Source organism: Stutzerimonas sp. 21-1 (genome assembly GCF_056336065.1).
The window spans coordinates 3,349,226-3,365,376 of record NZ_CM150500.1; the positions used below are offsets into that span (position 1 = coordinate 3,349,226).

General features: G+C 67.2%; 15 protein-coding genes. 8 read left to right on the top strand and 7 right to left on the bottom strand.

The genetic code is table 11. The features are described 5' to 3' along the window. Window positions 1-12: 12 nt before the first annotated feature. Complete coding sequence (locus AC0ZJQ_RS16140) at window positions 13-1,425, bottom strand: NarK family nitrate/nitrite MFS transporter (RefSeq protein ID WP_008569768.1); 1,413 nt, start codon at window positions 1,423-1,425, stop codon at window positions 13-15. A gap of 19 nt (window positions 1,426-1,444) precedes the next feature. Beyond that, window positions 1,445-2,704 (bottom strand): MFS transporter, encoded by a 1,260-nt coding sequence (locus AC0ZJQ_RS16145; protein WP_165593670.1) that lies wholly within the window; start codon window positions 2,702-2,704, stop codon window positions 1,445-1,447. 236 nt (window positions 2,705-2,940) lie between these two features. On the opposite strand from AC0ZJQ_RS16145, the gene AC0ZJQ_RS16150 reads away from it, so the two are divergent. From AC0ZJQ_RS16150 to AC0ZJQ_RS16160, 3 genes are all read left to right on the top strand, one after another. Next, window positions 2,941-4,743 (top strand): histidine kinase, encoded by a 1,803-nt coding sequence (locus tag AC0ZJQ_RS16150; RefSeq protein WP_314018580.1) that lies wholly within the window; start codon window positions 2,941-2,943, stop codon window positions 4,741-4,743. Further along, window positions 4,740-5,387 carry a two-component system response regulator NarL gene (gene narL, locus AC0ZJQ_RS16155; protein WP_054094587.1) on the top strand — a complete coding sequence of 216 codons (648 nt, stop codon included), beginning with the start codon at window positions 4,740-4,742 and terminating at the stop codon, window positions 5,385-5,387. The genes AC0ZJQ_RS16150 and narL overlap by 4 nt, the downstream gene beginning before the upstream one ends. A gap of 282 nt (window positions 5,388-5,669) precedes the next feature. Next, window positions 5,670-6,455 carry a type IV pili methyl-accepting chemotaxis transducer N-terminal domain-containing protein gene (locus AC0ZJQ_RS16160; RefSeq protein WP_237262551.1) on the top strand — a complete coding sequence of 262 codons (786 nt, stop codon included), beginning with the start codon at window positions 5,670-5,672 and terminating at the stop codon, window positions 6,453-6,455. Window position 6,456: 1 nt separating this feature from the next. On the opposite strand, the gene AC0ZJQ_RS16165 is transcribed toward AC0ZJQ_RS16160, so the two are convergent. Further along, on the bottom strand, window positions 6,457-7,008 hold the full coding sequence (locus AC0ZJQ_RS16165; RefSeq protein ID WP_476476933.1) for a DUF4345 domain-containing protein: 552 nt from the start codon (window positions 7,006-7,008) through the stop codon (window positions 6,457-6,459). A gap of 183 nt (window positions 7,009-7,191) precedes the next feature. Here AC0ZJQ_RS16165 and ypfJ point away from each other — a divergent pair, with 183 nt between their 5' ends. After that, window positions 7,192-8,049: a KPN_02809 family neutral zinc metallopeptidase gene (ypfJ, locus tag AC0ZJQ_RS16170; RefSeq protein ID WP_476476934.1), complete on the top strand. Its 858-nt coding sequence runs from the start codon at window positions 7,192-7,194 to the stop codon at window positions 8,047-8,049. Between the two features lie 18 nt (window positions 8,050-8,067). Here the strand turns inward: ypfJ and AC0ZJQ_RS16175 are convergent, their stop codons facing one another. Beyond that, complete coding sequence (locus tag AC0ZJQ_RS16175; protein ID WP_207618964.1) at window positions 8,068-8,634, bottom strand: HAD family hydrolase; 567 nt, start codon at window positions 8,632-8,634, stop codon at window positions 8,068-8,070. Between the two features lie 32 nt (window positions 8,635-8,666). Beyond that, on the bottom strand, window positions 8,667-9,536 hold the full coding sequence (tesB, locus tag AC0ZJQ_RS16180; protein WP_155550680.1) for an acyl-CoA thioesterase II: 870 nt from the start codon (window positions 9,534-9,536) through the stop codon (window positions 8,667-8,669). A gap of 179 nt (window positions 9,537-9,715) precedes the next feature. Here tesB and AC0ZJQ_RS16185 point away from each other — a divergent pair, with 179 nt between their 5' ends. Beyond that, window positions 9,716-10,636, top strand: a complete 921-nt coding sequence (locus tag AC0ZJQ_RS16185) for a histone deacetylase family protein (RefSeq protein WP_458988790.1) — start codon at window positions 9,716-9,718, stop codon at window positions 10,634-10,636. Window positions 10,637-10,678: 42 nt separating this feature from the next. Here AC0ZJQ_RS16185 and AC0ZJQ_RS16190 read toward each other — a convergent pair whose 3' ends face one another. Further along, window positions 10,679-11,569: a PA4780 family RIO1-like protein kinase gene (locus tag AC0ZJQ_RS16190; protein WP_273527168.1), complete on the bottom strand. Its 891-nt coding sequence runs from the start codon at window positions 11,567-11,569 to the stop codon at window positions 10,679-10,681. 157 nt (window positions 11,570-11,726) lie between these two features. On the opposite strand from AC0ZJQ_RS16190, the gene ada reads away from it, so the two are divergent. Genes ada through AC0ZJQ_RS16205 form a run of 3 tightly spaced genes read left to right on the top strand, consistent with a single transcriptional unit; the run spans window position 11,727 to window position 13,909 of the window. Further along, window positions 11,727-12,767, top strand: a complete 1,041-nt coding sequence (gene ada, locus AC0ZJQ_RS16195; RefSeq protein WP_155550683.1) for a bifunctional DNA-binding transcriptional regulator/O6-methylguanine-DNA methyltransferase Ada — start codon at window positions 11,727-11,729, stop codon at window positions 12,765-12,767. Window positions 12,768-12,827: 60 nt separating this feature from the next. Further along, window positions 12,828-13,070, top strand: coding sequence for a hypothetical protein (locus AC0ZJQ_RS16200; RefSeq protein ID WP_008569756.1), 243 nt, complete (start codon window positions 12,828-12,830; stop codon window positions 13,068-13,070). Window positions 13,071-13,078: 8 nt separating this feature from the next. Beyond that, on the top strand, window positions 13,079-13,909 hold the full coding sequence (locus tag AC0ZJQ_RS16205; protein WP_476476935.1) for a TatD family hydrolase: 831 nt from the start codon (window positions 13,079-13,081) through the stop codon (window positions 13,907-13,909). A gap of 7 nt (window positions 13,910-13,916) precedes the next feature. Here AC0ZJQ_RS16205 and AC0ZJQ_RS16210 read toward each other — a convergent pair whose 3' ends face one another. Beyond that, complete coding sequence (locus tag AC0ZJQ_RS16210; protein WP_237262555.1) at window positions 13,917-15,947, bottom strand: methyl-accepting chemotaxis protein; 2,031 nt, start codon at window positions 15,945-15,947, stop codon at window positions 13,917-13,919. Window positions 15,948-16,151: the final 204 nt, after the last annotated feature.

Consider the following 16,151-nt stretch of genomic DNA (forward strand, 5'->3'; position numbering starts at 1 on the left):
CTCGAAGTCGACTCAGCAGGGGGTCTCAGCGCCTTTGCGCGAGTACCACCACCAGGTCACCAGAATGCAGGTCACGTAGTAGGCAACGAAGCCGTACATGGCCATCTCCGGGCCGCCGGTGAGGGCGATGGAGGAGCCGAACGACTTGGGAATGAAGAACGCACCGAAGGCACCGATCGCCGAGCTGAAGCCCAGCACCGCGGCCGATTCCTTGCCGGCGGCCCGCAGCGCTTCCTCACGGGCGGCGGCGTTCTTGCCGGCACGGCGCTCGTGCAGCGTGCGGAAGATCACCGGGATCATGCGGAAGGTGGAGCCGTTGCCGATGCCGGTGGTGACGAACAGCAGCATGAACATGGCGAGGAAGCCGTAGAAGTTGCCGCTCTGTCCGGCCTCGGGCAGGAACTGCAGCACGCCGAACACCGCAGCGATCATCACCACGAAGTTCCACAGGGTGACGCGCGCGCCGCCCAGCTTGTCCGCCACGAAGCCGCCCAGCGGACGCACCAGGGCGCCGACCAGCGGGCCGAGAAAGGCGAAGCTCAGTGCGTTGACTTCCGGGAAGGAGGTCTTGATTAGCATCGGGAACGCGGCGGCGAAGCCGATGAACGAACCGAAGGTCGCCAGGTAGAGCCAGCACATCAGCCAGTTGTGCTTGCGCTTGAAGATCACCGCCTGCTCGCTGAACGAGGCGCGTGCCGACGACAGATCGTTCATGCCGAACCAGGCCGCGACGGTCACCGCGAGGATGAACGGCACCCAGATGAAACCGGCATTCTGCAGCCACAGCTGGCCGCCATCGGCCAGTTCCTGCGGCTGGCCACCGGCGGCGCCGAACAGGCCCATGCCGATCAGCAGCGGCACGCTGAACTGCATCACCGACACGCCAAGGTTGCCCAGGCCGGCGTTCAGGCCGAGCGCAGTGCCCTGCTGTGCCTTGGGGTAGAAGAAGCTGATGTTGGACATCGACGAGGCGAAGTTGCCGCCACCGAAGCCGCACAGCAGCGCGATGATCACGAACACGCTGTAGGGCGTCTCCGGGTTCTGCACGGCGAAGCCCATCCACAGCGCGGGGATCGCCAGCGAGGCGGTACTGATCGCGGTCCAGCGGCGGCCGCCGAACACCGGCACCATGAACGAGTAGAAGATGCGCAGCGTCGCGCCGGACAGCCCCGGCAGTGCCGCCAGCCAGAACAGCTGGTCGGTGCTGAAGCCGAAACCGATGGCATTCAACCGCACGATCACCGTGCTCCACACCATCCATACGGCAAACGCCAGCAGCAGCGCGGGAATCGAGATCCACAGGTTGCGCGTGGCGATCGCCTTGCCGGTGGTGGCCCAGAACTGCGGGTCTTCCGGGCGCCAGTCATGAATGACCGGTCCCTGCTTGGGCGGCCGTTTGGCCGCGGATGAATCGATGGCTGTCATGGACATGCTCCAGGTGGAATCAGGCGGAGGGCTGCTGGCCTTGGCCGGCCTTGCCCATCAGAGGGGTTTTGCGCACTTCGCTGAAGTACATCCAGATCAGGGAGACCCAGACGACGCCGTACAGCAGCATGAAGGCGGAGGAACGCACGCCGGTGAGGTCCACCAGAGCGCCGAACATGATCGGCAGCACGAAGCCGCCCAGGCCGCCGGCCAGACCGACGATGCCGGAGATGACGCCCATGTTCTCGGGGTAGTCATCGGAGATGTACTTGAACACCGAGGCCTTGCCGAAGGCGAAGGCGATGCCGACGATGAACATCAGGGCGGTGAACACCCAGGCGTTGAGGCCGATGTGGAAGGTGCGCGAGCCCTCGACGGTCTGGATGGTGAAATCGGTCTGCGGGTAGGACAGCAGGAACAGGCACACCCAGCTCACCCACATCACCCACCAGGTCACGCTCTGCGCGCCCCACTTGTCCGACATCCAGCCGCCCACGGCGCGCAGCACACCGCCGGGCAACGAGAAGCAGGCGGCCAGCAGCGCCGCGGCCTGCAGGCTGAAGCCGTACTCCTGCACGTAGTACTTGGTCATCCACAGCGCCAGCGCGACGTAGCCGCCGAAGACGATCGAGTAGTACTGGCAGTAGCGCCACACGGCCGGATCCTTCAGCGCCTGCAACTGGCTCTTGAGGGTGACGGTGCTGGCTACGCGGTGCGCCTTGTTCTCGCTGGTGAGGAACCAGAACAGCAGCGCGGTGATGAACATGATCGCCGAGTAGACCTTGGGCACCATCTGCCAGCTGCCGGCGGCGATGATCGCCGGGGCGATGAACTTGGTCAGCGCCGAACCGGCGTTGCCGGCACCGAAGATGCCCATCGCCAGCCCCTGGTTGCTCTTGTCGAACCATTTGGCGACGTAGGCGATACCGACCGAGAAGGAGCCGCCAGCCAGACCGACGAACAGGCCGAGCACGAGGAAGTGCCAGTAGGCGGTCGCTTCGCTGATCAGGTAGATCGGCAGCACGCAGACCAGCATCAGCATGAAGAACACGATGCGCCCGCCGAACTTGTCGGTGAGCATGCCCAGCGGCAGACGCACCAGTGAGCCGGTAAGCACCGGCGTCGCGGCGAGCAGGCCGAATTGCGTTTCGTTGAGCTGGAAGATCTCCTTGATCGGCACCCCGAGCACGGCAAACATCATCCAGATCATGAAGCAGATCGTGAATGCGACGGTGCTCATCCCCAGCACCAGCCCCTGTTGCATGTTCAACTTAGCCATTGTCGGACTCCCCCGAACGCTCGACTTGGCTTGCAAGCTATTAACGCGCGGGCCGGATTCCGTTGACTTGGATCAAGACAGAATTTCCGACTAAAAGAGTATGATTTGCCCACTACCACCTTGGAGGTAGTGGGCTTTTTTGATTTTTTTCCCTTTTAATTCAGATAGTTACTTAGTCAGAGCCCGAGCCGACAGGCGAAGCGGCGGCGCTGGAACTCTTTGGAGGTAGCGTGCGGATATTCCACTGGTTCCGTGGGTCGCTGCCGGCAAGGGCCGGGGTCGCGGTCCTGCTGATCGGCACCCTCGCGCTGGGCAGCGCGGTCAGCGCGGGGCTGATCGCCTGGCTGAGCGAGGACGATGCGGCGGCGATCAATACCGCCGGTTCGCTGCGCATGTCGGTATACAAGCTGAGCTGGCGGCTGCAGGCCGGCACCGACAATGCGGAAATCCAGCGCCAGGGCGACAACTTCCGCCACCGCCTGGAGAGCATCAACCTCACCCGCATCCTGCGCAGCGATCCACAGTCGCCGCTCAATCAGGCCTATGCCGGCATGCGCGAGCGCTGGCACAACCAGCTCGCGCCTGCGCTCGAGCGTGGCGATGTCGCGGTGTTCCATGCCAATGCCGATGATTTCGTCGAACAACTCAACCAGTTCGTCCTGCTGCTGCAGCGCCAGAGCGAGCGCAAGCAGAGCTGGCAGCTGGCGATTCAGGGCACCGCGCTGTTCGTCACGGTGATGGTGCTGATGGTCGGCATGTACAGCCTGCAGAGCAGCGTGCTCAGCCCGCTGCAGGAGCTGGTGCGCGCCACTGAGCGCTTCCGCGCCGGCGATCTCAGCGCACGCGTGCAATACCGCTCGGAGGACGAACTGGGCCACATGGCCAACAGCTTCAACGCGATGGCCGAGGCGCTGGAGCAATCGCATCACACCCTGGAGAGCCGCGTCACCCAGAAGACCGCGCACCTCGCCCAGGCCAACGCCGCGCTGCAGCTGCTCTATCAGGGCAGCCGCAGCCTGGCCAGCGGGCCGGCCAGCGCCGAATCGCTGGACAAGCTGATCGACAGTTTCCAGAACCGTCTGCCGGGCCTGCGCCTGACCCTGTGCCTGCACGGCGATCCGCGCGAACCGGCCGAGCAGCTGATTGCCCTGCACGGCAGCGAGCTGCGCGAGATCTGCTCGCCGGGCGACTGCGCCACCTGCACTCTGCACCAGCGGCGCAACATCGTCGCCAGCCCGGTGGTCAACCAGGGCAGCGAGCTGGGCGAGCTGCGCGCCGCCTTCGCTGACGGCCGGCCGCCGCAGCAATGGGAGCTGGAACTGATCGAGGCACTGGCCAACCTGATCGGCACGGCGCTGTCGCTGGAGCGTCGCCGCGAGCAGGACCACCGCCTGCTGCTGTTCGAGGAACGCACCATCATCGCCCGCGAGCTGCACGACTCGCTGGCCCAGGCCCTGTCGTACATGAAGCTGCAGGTCAGCCGCCTGCAGACGCTGATGCATCGTGGCGAGCCGCCGGAGAAGCTGGAAAAGGTCACCGAGGAAATCCGCGACGGGCTGAACAACGCCTACCGCCAGTTGCGCGAGCTGCTCACCACCTTCCGCCTGAAAATCCAGGAAGGCGGGCTGCGCAAGGCGCTGGACGACACCGCGCGTGAATTCTCCGAGCGCGGCCAGTTCCCGGTGCAGCTGAACGTCAAGACGCTACCCTTCGGCCTGTCGGCCAGCGAGCAGATTCACCTGCTGCAGATCGCCCGCGAAGCGCTGTCCAACTGCGCCCGTCACTCCGGCGCCAGCCATGTCTGGCTCACCGTGCAGCAGGTCGGGTCGGAAGTGGAAATGCTCATCGAGGACGACGGTTGCGGGGTTTCCCTGGATTTCGACCCGCGCCTGCACCACGGCCTGACCATCATGCTCGAGCGCTCCCGCAACCTGCACGGGCGCCTGCGCATCGAACAACGCGAGCCCAACGGCACTCGCGTGCAACTGAACTTCGCGCCGCAGTTCCTCGGCCGCGATCTCGAGAGAGACACTGCATGAACGACTCCCGCCACAGCATCCTGCTCGTCGACGACCACCCCATGATGCGTCGCGGCATGCGCCAGCTGCTCGAACTGGAAGACGACTTCGTCATCGTCGGCGAAGCCAGCGACGGCGAGGAGGCCCTGCGCCGGGTGCCGGAACTACAACCGGCGCTGATCCTGCTGGACAACAACATGCCCACCCTCAACGGCATCGAGACGCTCAAGCGCCTGCGCCAGGACGGCTACGAAGGCAAGGTGCTGCTGTTCACCGTGTCCGATGCCGAGGAAGACGTGCGCGACGCGCTGCGTTTCGGCGCCGACGGCTACCTGCTCAAGGACATGGAACCGGAAAAACTGATCCAGCAGATCCGCGAGGTGCTGCAAGGCGATCTGGTGGTCAGCCCGGCGCTGGCGCGCGTCATGGCGCAGGCGCTGCGGGTCGGCCAGCCGGTCGCCCCGGAAGTGGAGCTGACCGAGCGCGAGCGCCAGGTGCTGAAGATGATCGCCGGCGGCAACAGCAACAAGATGATCGGCCGCAAGCTGGGCATCACCGAAGGCACGGTGAAGGTCCACGTGAAGAACCTGCTGCACAAGCTCGGCCTGCGCTCGCGGGTCGAGGCTGCCGTGTGGGCGCTGGAAAACGAGCGCCAGCGCGGCTGACACGGCGTCGCAGGCCGGCCACCCCGGCGTACCCCCAAAGACATAGTCGACCGGCAGCCGTGCAAGGCCCGCCGGGCCGGCCTCGCGATGCGGCAAGCAGTGCGCGCAGACACCCGAGGCGCCCTCATCCGCCGCCCCGGGGAGTACCTCCTTCGACCCCGTACCGCTTGACTCGCATCATTGGCCAACGGGCAAAGGCTCCTATCGTTCGCGCCGTCTCGCACGCCGGTCCGCTGCCGCGGATACGGCAGCGACAGCCGAATCCACATGGAAGGAGTCCACATGTTTCAACACCTGCTTCGCGGCATGCTGCTGCTCGGCCTGCTGCTCGGCGCCCTGCCCAGCCAAGCCGCCATCAGCGATGCCGAAGCCATCAACCGCGCCGGCCAGCAACGCATGCTCGGCCAGCGCATCGCCAAGAGCTACCTGATGATCGGCACCCAGACCCGCACCGAACTCGCGCTGGCGCAGCTCGATGCCAGCGTCGCCAGTGTCGAGGAAAACAGCCAGCTGCTCGGCGACTACGCCTCCAGCGCCGCGATCCGCGGGGCCGCCGACGAAGCCGGGTTGACCTGGCAGCAGCTGCGCGAACAGGCGCTCGCCGCGCCGGACAAGTCGCGCTCGTTGGAGATGCTCAAGCTGGCCGAACGCTTCCTCGCGCAGAGCGAGACGCTGGCGCTGCGAATCGAACAGCACAACGGCAGCCAGCCGGCGCATCTGGTCAACCGCAGCGGCCGGCTGCGCATGCTCAGCCAGCGCATCGCCATGCTCTACCTGGCGCTGAGCTGGAACCTGCCGGACGCCGAGCTGCGGAGCAAATTCGATACGGCGGTGGACGAATTCGACCAGGGCCTGGACGAGCTGCACGCGGCCAAGCAGAACACCGAGCAGATCAACGACCGCCTCGAACACATCAGCAACCAGTGGCGCTTCGCCCGCGTTGGTTTCAAGCTGACCGAGGACGGTCGCTACGTACCGACGGTGATCGTCACCACCGCCGAATCGCTGCTGCAGAAGCTGGAAGCGTTGACCGCCGACTACGCCCAGCTGGCCCAGGCAGCGCGCTGACTCACGGCTGGGGGTCGCCGCGGCGGAACGCTTGCGGCGCCGCGGCGTCCGCCGCCGGCGTCTCGGGCCGCGCATCTCCTACACGGAAGGGCTGCGGCGGCTCGTCGACCAGCCGCCGCGTCGGCGGCTCGATCCGCTGCGCCGGGGCTTCATCGGCCTCGACCGCAGCCGGCTCGCGCAGCAACCACAGGGCCAGCGCCGCCAAAGCAGCAGCCAGCAGACGGTAGAGCAACGAGGCCAGGTCGAAGCCGATCAGCTCGCCGCCATCCAGTGCCAGCGCACCGAGGCGCCCCCCCACCAGCGCCAGCATGGTAATCACCAGCATCACCAGTGCCGCCCGCGCGCGCTCGGGCCCGCGCATGGCCCAGAACAGGAACAGCGCCAGTCCCAGCTGCAGGCCGCCGTAGTAGACCCGCATATGGCTGATCGACGCCGACTCCATCAGCAGCATGCCGTTGAGATTGGCCATTTCATAGGGACGCAGCCAGTACGCCAGGCTGAGCGCGAACATGATCAGCGCCTGGATCGCCAGAACCAAACGGGCAAAACGCATCGAAAACTCCTGCTGTGCGACTTGGACTCCCGGTCGCCATCGGACCGTCCATCGGGCCTTTCGTTCGCCCTGCGGTGCCGGCTGGCGCATGCGTGAAGCACGGCAAGCCTGACGTCCGCGTGCAGCTATTCTCTAGTCCAGCCGGTCTGATGCCGGTAGTCGTCCAACAGAGGAAACACCACCATGCGCTGGAACCGGGCTCGTCGCAGCGACAACGTAGTGGATGCCAGAGGCCGCAGCGGCATGCGCCTTGGCGGTGGGCTGGGGCTGGGCGGCATCGCCATCGTGGTGGTGCTCGGCCTGCTTTCCGGCCAGGACCCGTTGCAGATTCTCGGCCAGCTGGCCAGTCAGGGCGGTCCGGCGGTGTCGCAGCAGGGCGAACAGCCCGCCACTGACGATCCGCAGGTGGAATTCGTCCGCGCCGTGCTCGGCGATACTGAGGACACCTGGCGTGCGCTGTTCCAGCAGAGTGGCACGCAGTACCGCGACCCGACCCTGGTGCTGTTTCGTGGCGGGGTGAACTCGGCGTGCGGCTTCGCCAGCTCGGCGGTCGGCCCGTTCTACTGCCCCGGCGACCAGCAGGTCTATCTCGACCTGCAGTTCTTCGATGACATGGCCCGGCGCTTCGCCGCCGCCGGCGATTTCGCCCAGGCCTACGTGATCGCCCATGAGGTCGGTCACCATGTGCAGACGCTGCTCGGTGTTTCGCAACGGATGCAGACGGCCCGCCAGCGCGGCGCGCAGATGGAAGGCGACAACGGCCTGCTGGTGCGCCAGGAGCTGCAGGCTGACTGCTTCGCCGGCGTCTGGGCCTATCACGCGCAGCAACGCCTGGACTGGCTGGAGCAAGGCGATCTGGAGGAGGCGCTGGGCGCCGCCAATGCCATCGGCGACGATCGCCTGCAGCAGCAGAGTCAGGGTCGCGTGGTGCCCGACGCCTTCACCCACGGCACCTCGGCGCAGCGCGTGCGCTGGTTCCGCGCCGGCTTCGAGCACGGCGAGCCGGGACGCTGCGACACGTTCAAAACGGCGCGCCTGTAGCGCGAACGGCCGGCAGAACTAGCGGCTGGCGCTTTCCAGCAGCGCGTGCAGCGCGCGGCAGTCGCGCGCGTACAGGTCGGCCAGCTCCGGCCAGGGATTCTCCGGCAGATTGACCAGCACGCTCCGCGCCCCGGCGGCGCGGGCACATTCCAGATCGAAGCGATAGTCGCCCACCATCATCATCGCGCGCGGCTCGATACCCCAGCGCGCGGCCAGCTGCAGCAGACCGCCGGGATGCGGTTTGGGTGGCGCCTCGTCGCGGCCGAGGATGTCCTCGGTGCGAAAAAAGTCGCCCAGGCCGACCGTTTCCAGCGTCACCAGCGCCAGCTCATGGGCATTGCGGGTGAGCACGCCGAGACGGCAATCGCGCTCGCGCAGCGCCTGCAACAACTCGAACGCCCCTGCGGCCGGGCGCGCCGCGCAGGCCAGCTCGCGCTCGTGGTCGAGCAGCCAGGCGCGCTTGGGCGCGGCCTGCTCGGGCGGCAGCGCGGCCAAGTGGTGAAGGATGTCGTCGCTTTCGGGAATCTGCAGCGCGCGGCGGATCGCCGCGAAGTCGTGCACGGCGATGGTCAGGGTGCCGTCCATGTCGAACACCCAGTGACGCGCACCGGCGAGGTTCACATCCAGTCCTCGCGCACGCGGATCAAGCCTTCCTGCGCCACCGAGGCGACCAGCTGGCCCTGACGGTTGAAGATGCTGCCGCGAGCGAAGCCACGGGCATTGCCGGCCCAGGGGCTGTCGATGGAATACAGCAGCCAGTCGTCGATCTTCACCTCGCGATGGAACCAGATCGCGTGATCGAGGCTGGCCAGCTGGATGAACTTGCTCCACGAGCTGACCCCGTGCGGCTGCAGCGCGGTGCCGATGAAGCTGAAGTCCGAGGCATAGGCCAGCAGGTACTTGTGCAGCGCCGGGTTGGCCGGCAGCGTGCCGTCGGCACGGAACCACAGATGGCGCACCGGCTCGATCGGCTGCGGGTTGGCCGGGTCCTGCACGGTCACCGGGCGGATTTCGATGGGCTTGGGCCGGCGCAGCTTTTCCATCACCCGCTCGGGCACCAGCGGCGAGAGCTTGTGCAGCAGGTCCCACTCGCTGGGCAGCTCGTCCGGGCCGGCCACGTCGGGCATCGCCAGCTGGTGTTCGTAGCCGTTCTCGTCGGCCTGGAACGAGGCGATGCCGGTGAAGATGGTCTGGCCTTTCTGGATCGCGCTGACGCGGCGGGTGGAGAAGCTGCCGCCGTCACGCACGCGGTCGACGTCGTAGACCACCGGCTGATGCGAGTCGCCCGGACGCAGGAAGTAGCCGTGCAGCGAATGCACGTGGCGCGCGGCATCGACCGTCTGGCTGGCGGCGGAAATCACCTGACCGAGTACCTGGCCGCCGAACAGCTGAGGAAACCCCAGATCCTGGCTGGCGCCACGGAACAGATTCTCCTCGATGCGTTCCAGCGTCAGCAGGTTGACCAGGGTATCGAGTGTCTGGGTCATGGCGGGTCCTGGATATGCGTTGATGCGGGTCGGCGATATTACGGACTTCGCCGTCAACGCTCCACCAATAGCCGACATCTACGTCCATCACAACGACCTGCCGCGAACCGCGCAATCCTTGAGCCGCGCACCGGGCGCCACGCATACTCACTCGCCACCGCCGCCCGATTGCATCGTTCATGTCGCTACCGCTGGTCTTTCACGACGACTACAGCCCGCCGCTGCCGCCCGGACATCGCTTTCCGATGGAAAAGTTTCGCCTGCTGCGCGATCACCTGGTCGACAGCGGGCTGACCACCGACGCCGCGCTGCGGCGTCCGATGCTGTGCAGCCATGACGTGCTGAACCTCGCCCACGATGCCGACTACGTCGCGCGCTACTGCAGCGGCGACATGAGTCCGGCGGAGCTGCGCCGACTCGGCCTGCCGTGGAGCCCGGCACTGGCGCAGCGCACCGTGCGCGCCGTGGGCGGTTCGCTGCTCACCGCCGAACTGGCGCTGCAGCATGGACTGGCCTGTCACCTGGCCGGCGGCACCCACCACGCCCATCGCGACCATGCCTCGGGCTTCTGCATCTTCAACGATCTGGCGGTGGTGGCGCTGTATCTGCTGGAAAGCGGACGAGTCGGCCGCGTGCTGATCTTCGACTGCGATGTGCATCAGGGCGACGGCACCGCGCGCATCCTCGACGGCGTGGCGGACGCGGTGACGGTGTCGTTGCACTGCGAGAAGAACTTCCCGGTGCGCAAGGCCACCAGCGACTGGGACATCCCGCTGGCACCGGGCCTGGGCGATGCGGAGTACCTGCGGATCGTGGACGACACGCTGAACTACCTGCTGCCACTGTATCAGCCGGACCTGGTGCTGTACGACGCCGGCGTCGACGTGCACCGCGACGATGCCCTCGGCCTGCTCGATCTCAGCGACGCCGGGCTGGCCGCACGCGACAGTGCGGTGCTCGAGCATTGCCTCGGTCGCGACATTCCGGTGGCTGGGTTGATCGGTGGCGGCTACGACAAGGACCGCGCCCGGCTCGCCCGCCGCCACGCGCAGCTGCACATCAGTGCAGCACAGGCCTGGCGGCAGTTCGGTCTGAAATGAAACCGCGCCGGGTGAAGCTCGGCGCGCTGCAAGAGATCGCCGCTACTGGCGCAGCCACGGCGGAGGCGGCGGCTCGTCGCTTGGCGCATCGTCGGCGTTGCGCAGCGCTTCGCGGCGCGCCTGCTCGGCCAGGGTGGCCTTGATCTCGCGCATCACCGCGTCCAGATCGGCGGCATCTTCCGGCTCGGCGAACTCGCCGGTCAGCTCGCTCTCCGGCGTCAACTTGCCCTGCTCGTAGAGCGCCCACATCTCCTTGGCGTAGCGGGTGAACTTCAGCTCCGGCGCGAAACGCCCGAAGTAGGCCGCCATGTTGCCAACGTCGCGCTCGAGCATCTCGAAGGCGTGGTTGTTGCCGGCGGCGTCCACCGCCTGCGGCAGGTCGATGATCACCGGGCCGTGCTCGTCGAGCAGCACGTTGAACTCCGACAGGTCGCCATGCACCAGCCCGGCGCAGAGCATCTTGACGATCTCGTGGATCATGAAGGCGTGAAACTCGCGGGCATCGTCCGGGTGCAGCTCGACATCGTTGAGACGCGGCGCCGCATCGCCATCCTCGCCAGCGATCATTTCCATCAGCAGCACGCCGTCGAGAAAATCGTAAGGCTTGGGCACCCGCACGCCGGCATCGGCGAGACGGAACAGCGCCGCCACCTCGGCGTTCTGCCAGTTCTCTTCCTTCTCCTTGCGGCCGTGCTTGGAGCCCTTGGCCATCGCCCGCGCATCACGGCTGCTGCGCACCTTGCGGCCTTCCTGATACTTCACGGCCTGGCGGAAGCTGCGCTTGTTGGCTTCCTTGTAGACCTTGGCGCAGCGCAGTTCATCGCCACAGCGCACCACATATACCGCTGCTTCCTTGCCGCTCATCAGCGGCCGCAGCACCTCGTCGATCAGGCCATCCTCGATCAGCGGTTCGAGTCGTTTAGGCGTTTTCATCAGCGGCTTGCAGGTCCTTCTCGGTGAATGCGGGGCTGCAGGTTACGGTAAACCCCGGCGGGCTTCCATGCTCGCCCGGCAGTTTGAAAGCGCGCTGCGGATTGGCGCTCGCACAGCGAAGGCGGACAATCACCCCAACTCTCATCGGAGCACCGCCATGCTCGACCATGACCGCTGCTGGGAAGCACTCTGCGCGCGCGACGCCAGCTGTGACGGCGAGTTCGTCTTCGCCGTACGCTCGACCGGCATCTACTGCCGCCCCAGCTGTCCGGCGCGTCGGCCGCGACGCGATCGTGTGCAGTTCTTCGGCAACGCCGAGCAGGCAGAAACTGCCGGTTTCCGCCCCTGCCGGCGCTGCTGGCCACAGGCGCAAAGCCCGGCCGAGCAGCTCGATACGCTGGTCGCCGCCGCCTGTCGCCTGCTGGACGAAGCGCCCGAGGCGCTGACGCTCGCCCAGCTGGCGGCGCGCATCGGCCTGTCGCCCTCGCACCTGGCGCGTGCGTTCAAGGCACGCACCGGTCTCACGCCACGCGCCTGGGCCGCCGCGCGCCGGCGAGAGCGCCTGCAGGCACAGCTGCCCGCCGCCGCTAACGTGCTCGATGCGGCGCTGGCCGCCGGCTACCCGAGCACCCGCGCGTTGTATGCCGAAGCGCAGGCGCTGAGTCCGGCCCAGCGCCTGCGCAAAGGTGCCGGGGAAACCCTGCGCTATGCCGTCGCCCCCTGCCCGCTGGGGCTGCTGCTGCTCGCCGCGAGCGAGCGCGGCGTCTGCGCGTTGCTGTTCGGCGACGACGAGCCGGCGCTGGAACAGGAGCTGCGCGAACGCTTCGCCGCCGCACGGCTGCAGCGCGATCAGACCGGTCTCGGAGACTGGCTGCAGGCCGTGGTCGGCCAGCTCGAAGAGCCGGCGCGCGCGGCCAAACTGCCGCTGGATCTGCGCGGCAGTGCCTTCCAGCAGCGGGTCTGGCAGGCATTGCAGGCCATTCCACTGGGGCAGACGCGGCGTTACGGCGAACTCGCCAGCACCCTCGACAGCCACGCCCGCGCCGTCGCCCGCGCCTGCGCGAGCAATCCGGTCGGCCTGCTGGTGCCCTGTCATCGCGTGGTCGGCGCACAGCAGGCGCTGACCGGCTACCGCTGGGGGCTGGCACGCAAGGCCGCGCTGCTCGCTGGCGAAGCGCGGGAGAAGCCGGGAGACTGACGGCGTTTTCGCGGTCCGATGTTGTGTCGACACCTCTCGCTGCCGCACCGGACCCGCGCCATGACCGACCTGAAACGCTACCGCATCCATTACCGCATCAATGGCGCACCCGCCTCGCTGCTGCTGAGCGCCTTCGAGGAACCAAGCCTGGAGCAGGCCGAGCTGGAAATCCTCCTCGCACACGTGCGTAACCCGCAGGCGGCGGTCGACGCGCCGTGGGAATCGCCGCTGCGCGCCAGCGAGCACAGCCGCATGGCCGAGCTGGGCGTCAGCGATATCCAGATCGAAGAAGAGTGCCGCTGAGCGTTAGCATGAGCGCCGAACCCGCCTCCATCGAGGGCAGACCGTCCGTGCCACTGATCGACACCCACACCCATCTGGACTTCGAGGATTTCGACGCCGACCGTCAGGCCGTGCTGGCACGCTGTGCCGCCCTCGGCGTCGAGCGAATCGTCGTGCTCGGCGTGCATGCGCAGAACTGGCAGCGCGTCTGGCAGCTGGCCAGCGAGCAGCCGGCCGTCTACGCCGCGCTCGGGCTGCATCCGGTGTACCAGCACCAGCACCGCGACGAGCACCTCGCGGCGCTGGGCGAATGGCTGCAGCGCCTGCGCGGCGAAGCGAAGCTCTGCGCCATCGGCGAGATCGGTCTGGACTACTACATCGACGCGCCGGACCATGAACGCCAGCAGTACCTTCTCGAGCGCCAGCTCCAGCTGGCCAGCGACTTCGAACTGCCGGCGCTGCTGCACGTGCGCCGCGCCCATGCGGCGATGATCGCCACGCTCAAGCGCCATCGGCTGCGCCGCGGCGGCATCGTGCATGCCTTCAGCGGCAGCTGGGAGGAAGCGCGCGAGTATCTGAAGCTGGGATTCAGGCTGGGCCTCGGCGGCGCCGGTACCTGGCCGCAGGCCCGACGCATGCAGCGCGTGCTTGAGCAGTTGCCGCTACATGGCATTGTGCTGGAAACCGACGCGCCGGACATGCCACCGGCGGGCCACGTCGGCGAGCGCAACAGCCCCGAGCTGCTGCCGGAGATCTGCCAGCGGCTGGCCGAACTCAAGGGCGTCAGCGCCGCAGAACTGGCCGCCGCCAGCTATCGCAACAGCTGCGAACTGTTCGGCTGGCCGCTCGGCGACGCCTAGTGCCCGGCTAGACGCGGAAGGCGCCGATCAGCTGCTGCAACTGCCCCACCAACTGGGTCAGCTCGCGACTGGCCTGCTCGGTATGCCCGGCGCCCTCGGCGGTGCGTTTGCCGGCTTCGTTGATCGCCACGATGTTGCGGTCGATGTCGTGCGCCACGGCCGTCTGCTGCTCGGCCGCCGCGGCGATCTGCTGGCTCTGGTCGACGATGCTGCCGACCGCGCCGAGGATGTGCTCCAGCGCCTGCTCCACCTGCGCCGACTGGTTTACCGTGCCCTCGGCCAGCGCGTGGCTGGCGTGCATGGTCTTCACCGCCGCGCCGACGCCGCCCTGCAGGCGCGCGATCATCTGCTCGATCTCTTCGGTGGACTGCTGCGTGCGCCGCGCCAGGTTGCGCACCTCGTCGGCGACCACGGCGAAGCCGCGGCCCTGTTCGCCGGCACGCGCCGCCTCGATCGCGGCGTTGAGCGCGAGCAGGTTGGTCTGCTCGGCGATGCCCTTGATCACGTCGAGCACCTGACTGATCGCCGCGCTGTCGTCGGCCAGGCGATTGATCACCTGCACCGACTGCGCGATTTCTTCGGCCAGCCGCTGGATGCCGCTGACCTGCGCGCTGACCAGGCCACGACCGCTGACGGTTTCGGCGTTGACGTCCTGCGCACTGCCCACCGCCGCCTCGGCGCTGGTGGCCACCGCCTGGGCGGTGGCGGACATCTGATTCATCGCGGTGGCGACCTGTTCGATCTGGCTGCGCTGCTCGGAGACCGTCTGGTTGCTCTCGCCGGAGACGTTCTCCACGCGCCCGGCCTGACGCTCGACTTCACCGACGGTCAGCCCGACCCGCTCGATCAGCTCGCGAATCCGCGCCACGCCATCGTTGAACAGCTGGCCCAGCTCACCCAGTTCGTCGCGGCTCTGCACCGCGTAGCGCGCGGTCATGTCGCCCTCGGCGACGCACTCCATGACCCGCCCAAGCCCGCGCAGCGAGGCCCGCGTCGAGACGTAGAAGCCACCGTACAGATAGGCCACCAGCAACAGCACGACGCCCAGCGCGCTCAGCAGCAGGGTCATCAGCAGGCGCTTCTGTGCCAGCCGCTCGGCGAGGTCGCCTTCGAGCAGCTGCAGGATCTGGTCGTTGAGCTGGTAGGTCTTCGCCATCTCGGCGCCGATACGGTCGTAGAACTGCGCCCAGGGCCGATCGAAGTCATCGGCCATGATCACCTCGTCCTGCAGAATCTCGCTGGCGAGCCCCAGCGAATCGCGGCTGGCATTGGCGTACTGGTCGAGCTGCGCGCGAGCCTCGGCACTGCCGGCGAGGCTGTCCTGCAGTTGCGCGGCGTACTGTGCCTGCAGCCGCTCCAGCTCGAGCACCAGATTGTCCAGCGTGTTGCTGGCATCGGAGTTGAGGTAGCCCTGGCCGAAGGTGTAGGAGCCCACCGCGCGCCCCTGGCCGAGCGTCGCGGTGATGGTCGGCGTCACGCTGGTCAGCAACTCGGCGAGCTGGCGCACTTCGCGCTGGGCGTCCTGACTGAGCCCGGACTGCCCGGCGATCAGCCGGATCATCACCTGCACACGCCCCAGCAGGCTCGCCGCCATCGCGGCCTTGGACTGCAGCGACTGCTCCGCCTGCGCGCTGCCCAGCGCCGTGCTCAGCTCGTCGCGACGGGCGCTGAATTCGGCGATCTGCTCGGGATCGTCGCTCACCGGTTGCAGGGCCTGCAGGCGCGCCGCCAGCCGGGATTCGACCTGGCCGCGACGCTCGGCAAGGACCGCGGCATTGCCGGTCTGACCGATGATCGCCTCGATCTGCACCAGGTCGTGCCAGTCCTCCACGTCGCGGCGCAGCTGCAGCGCGGAGCCAAGCAGCTCAAGGCTCTGCAGTTCGTTGCGGGTACCGACGAACTCCCGGTACGAATCACGCACCAGGTAGAAGTTGGTCAGCAGCATGGGGACGAAGAACAGCAGGCTGACGAGACTGAACTTCATGCCGAAGCTCAGCCGGTTCATGAACGCGACTGCGGGATACAACAGAGTTTTCACACGACGTCTCCCAATCTTATTGGTATGTGCTTGCGGCTGTTGCAGCCGCAGCGGGGCTCGTCAGAGAGAAGTAGCGGATCGAGTTATACGGGATATCGGTAGGCGCTTTTGTAACTTAAGGTAATGGCCTTATGGCATCGCAGCGCCGCCAGCCCGCAGTGCGGCGGCCCGCGGGTATTCGCGGGCGGTTATGGCGCATCATTC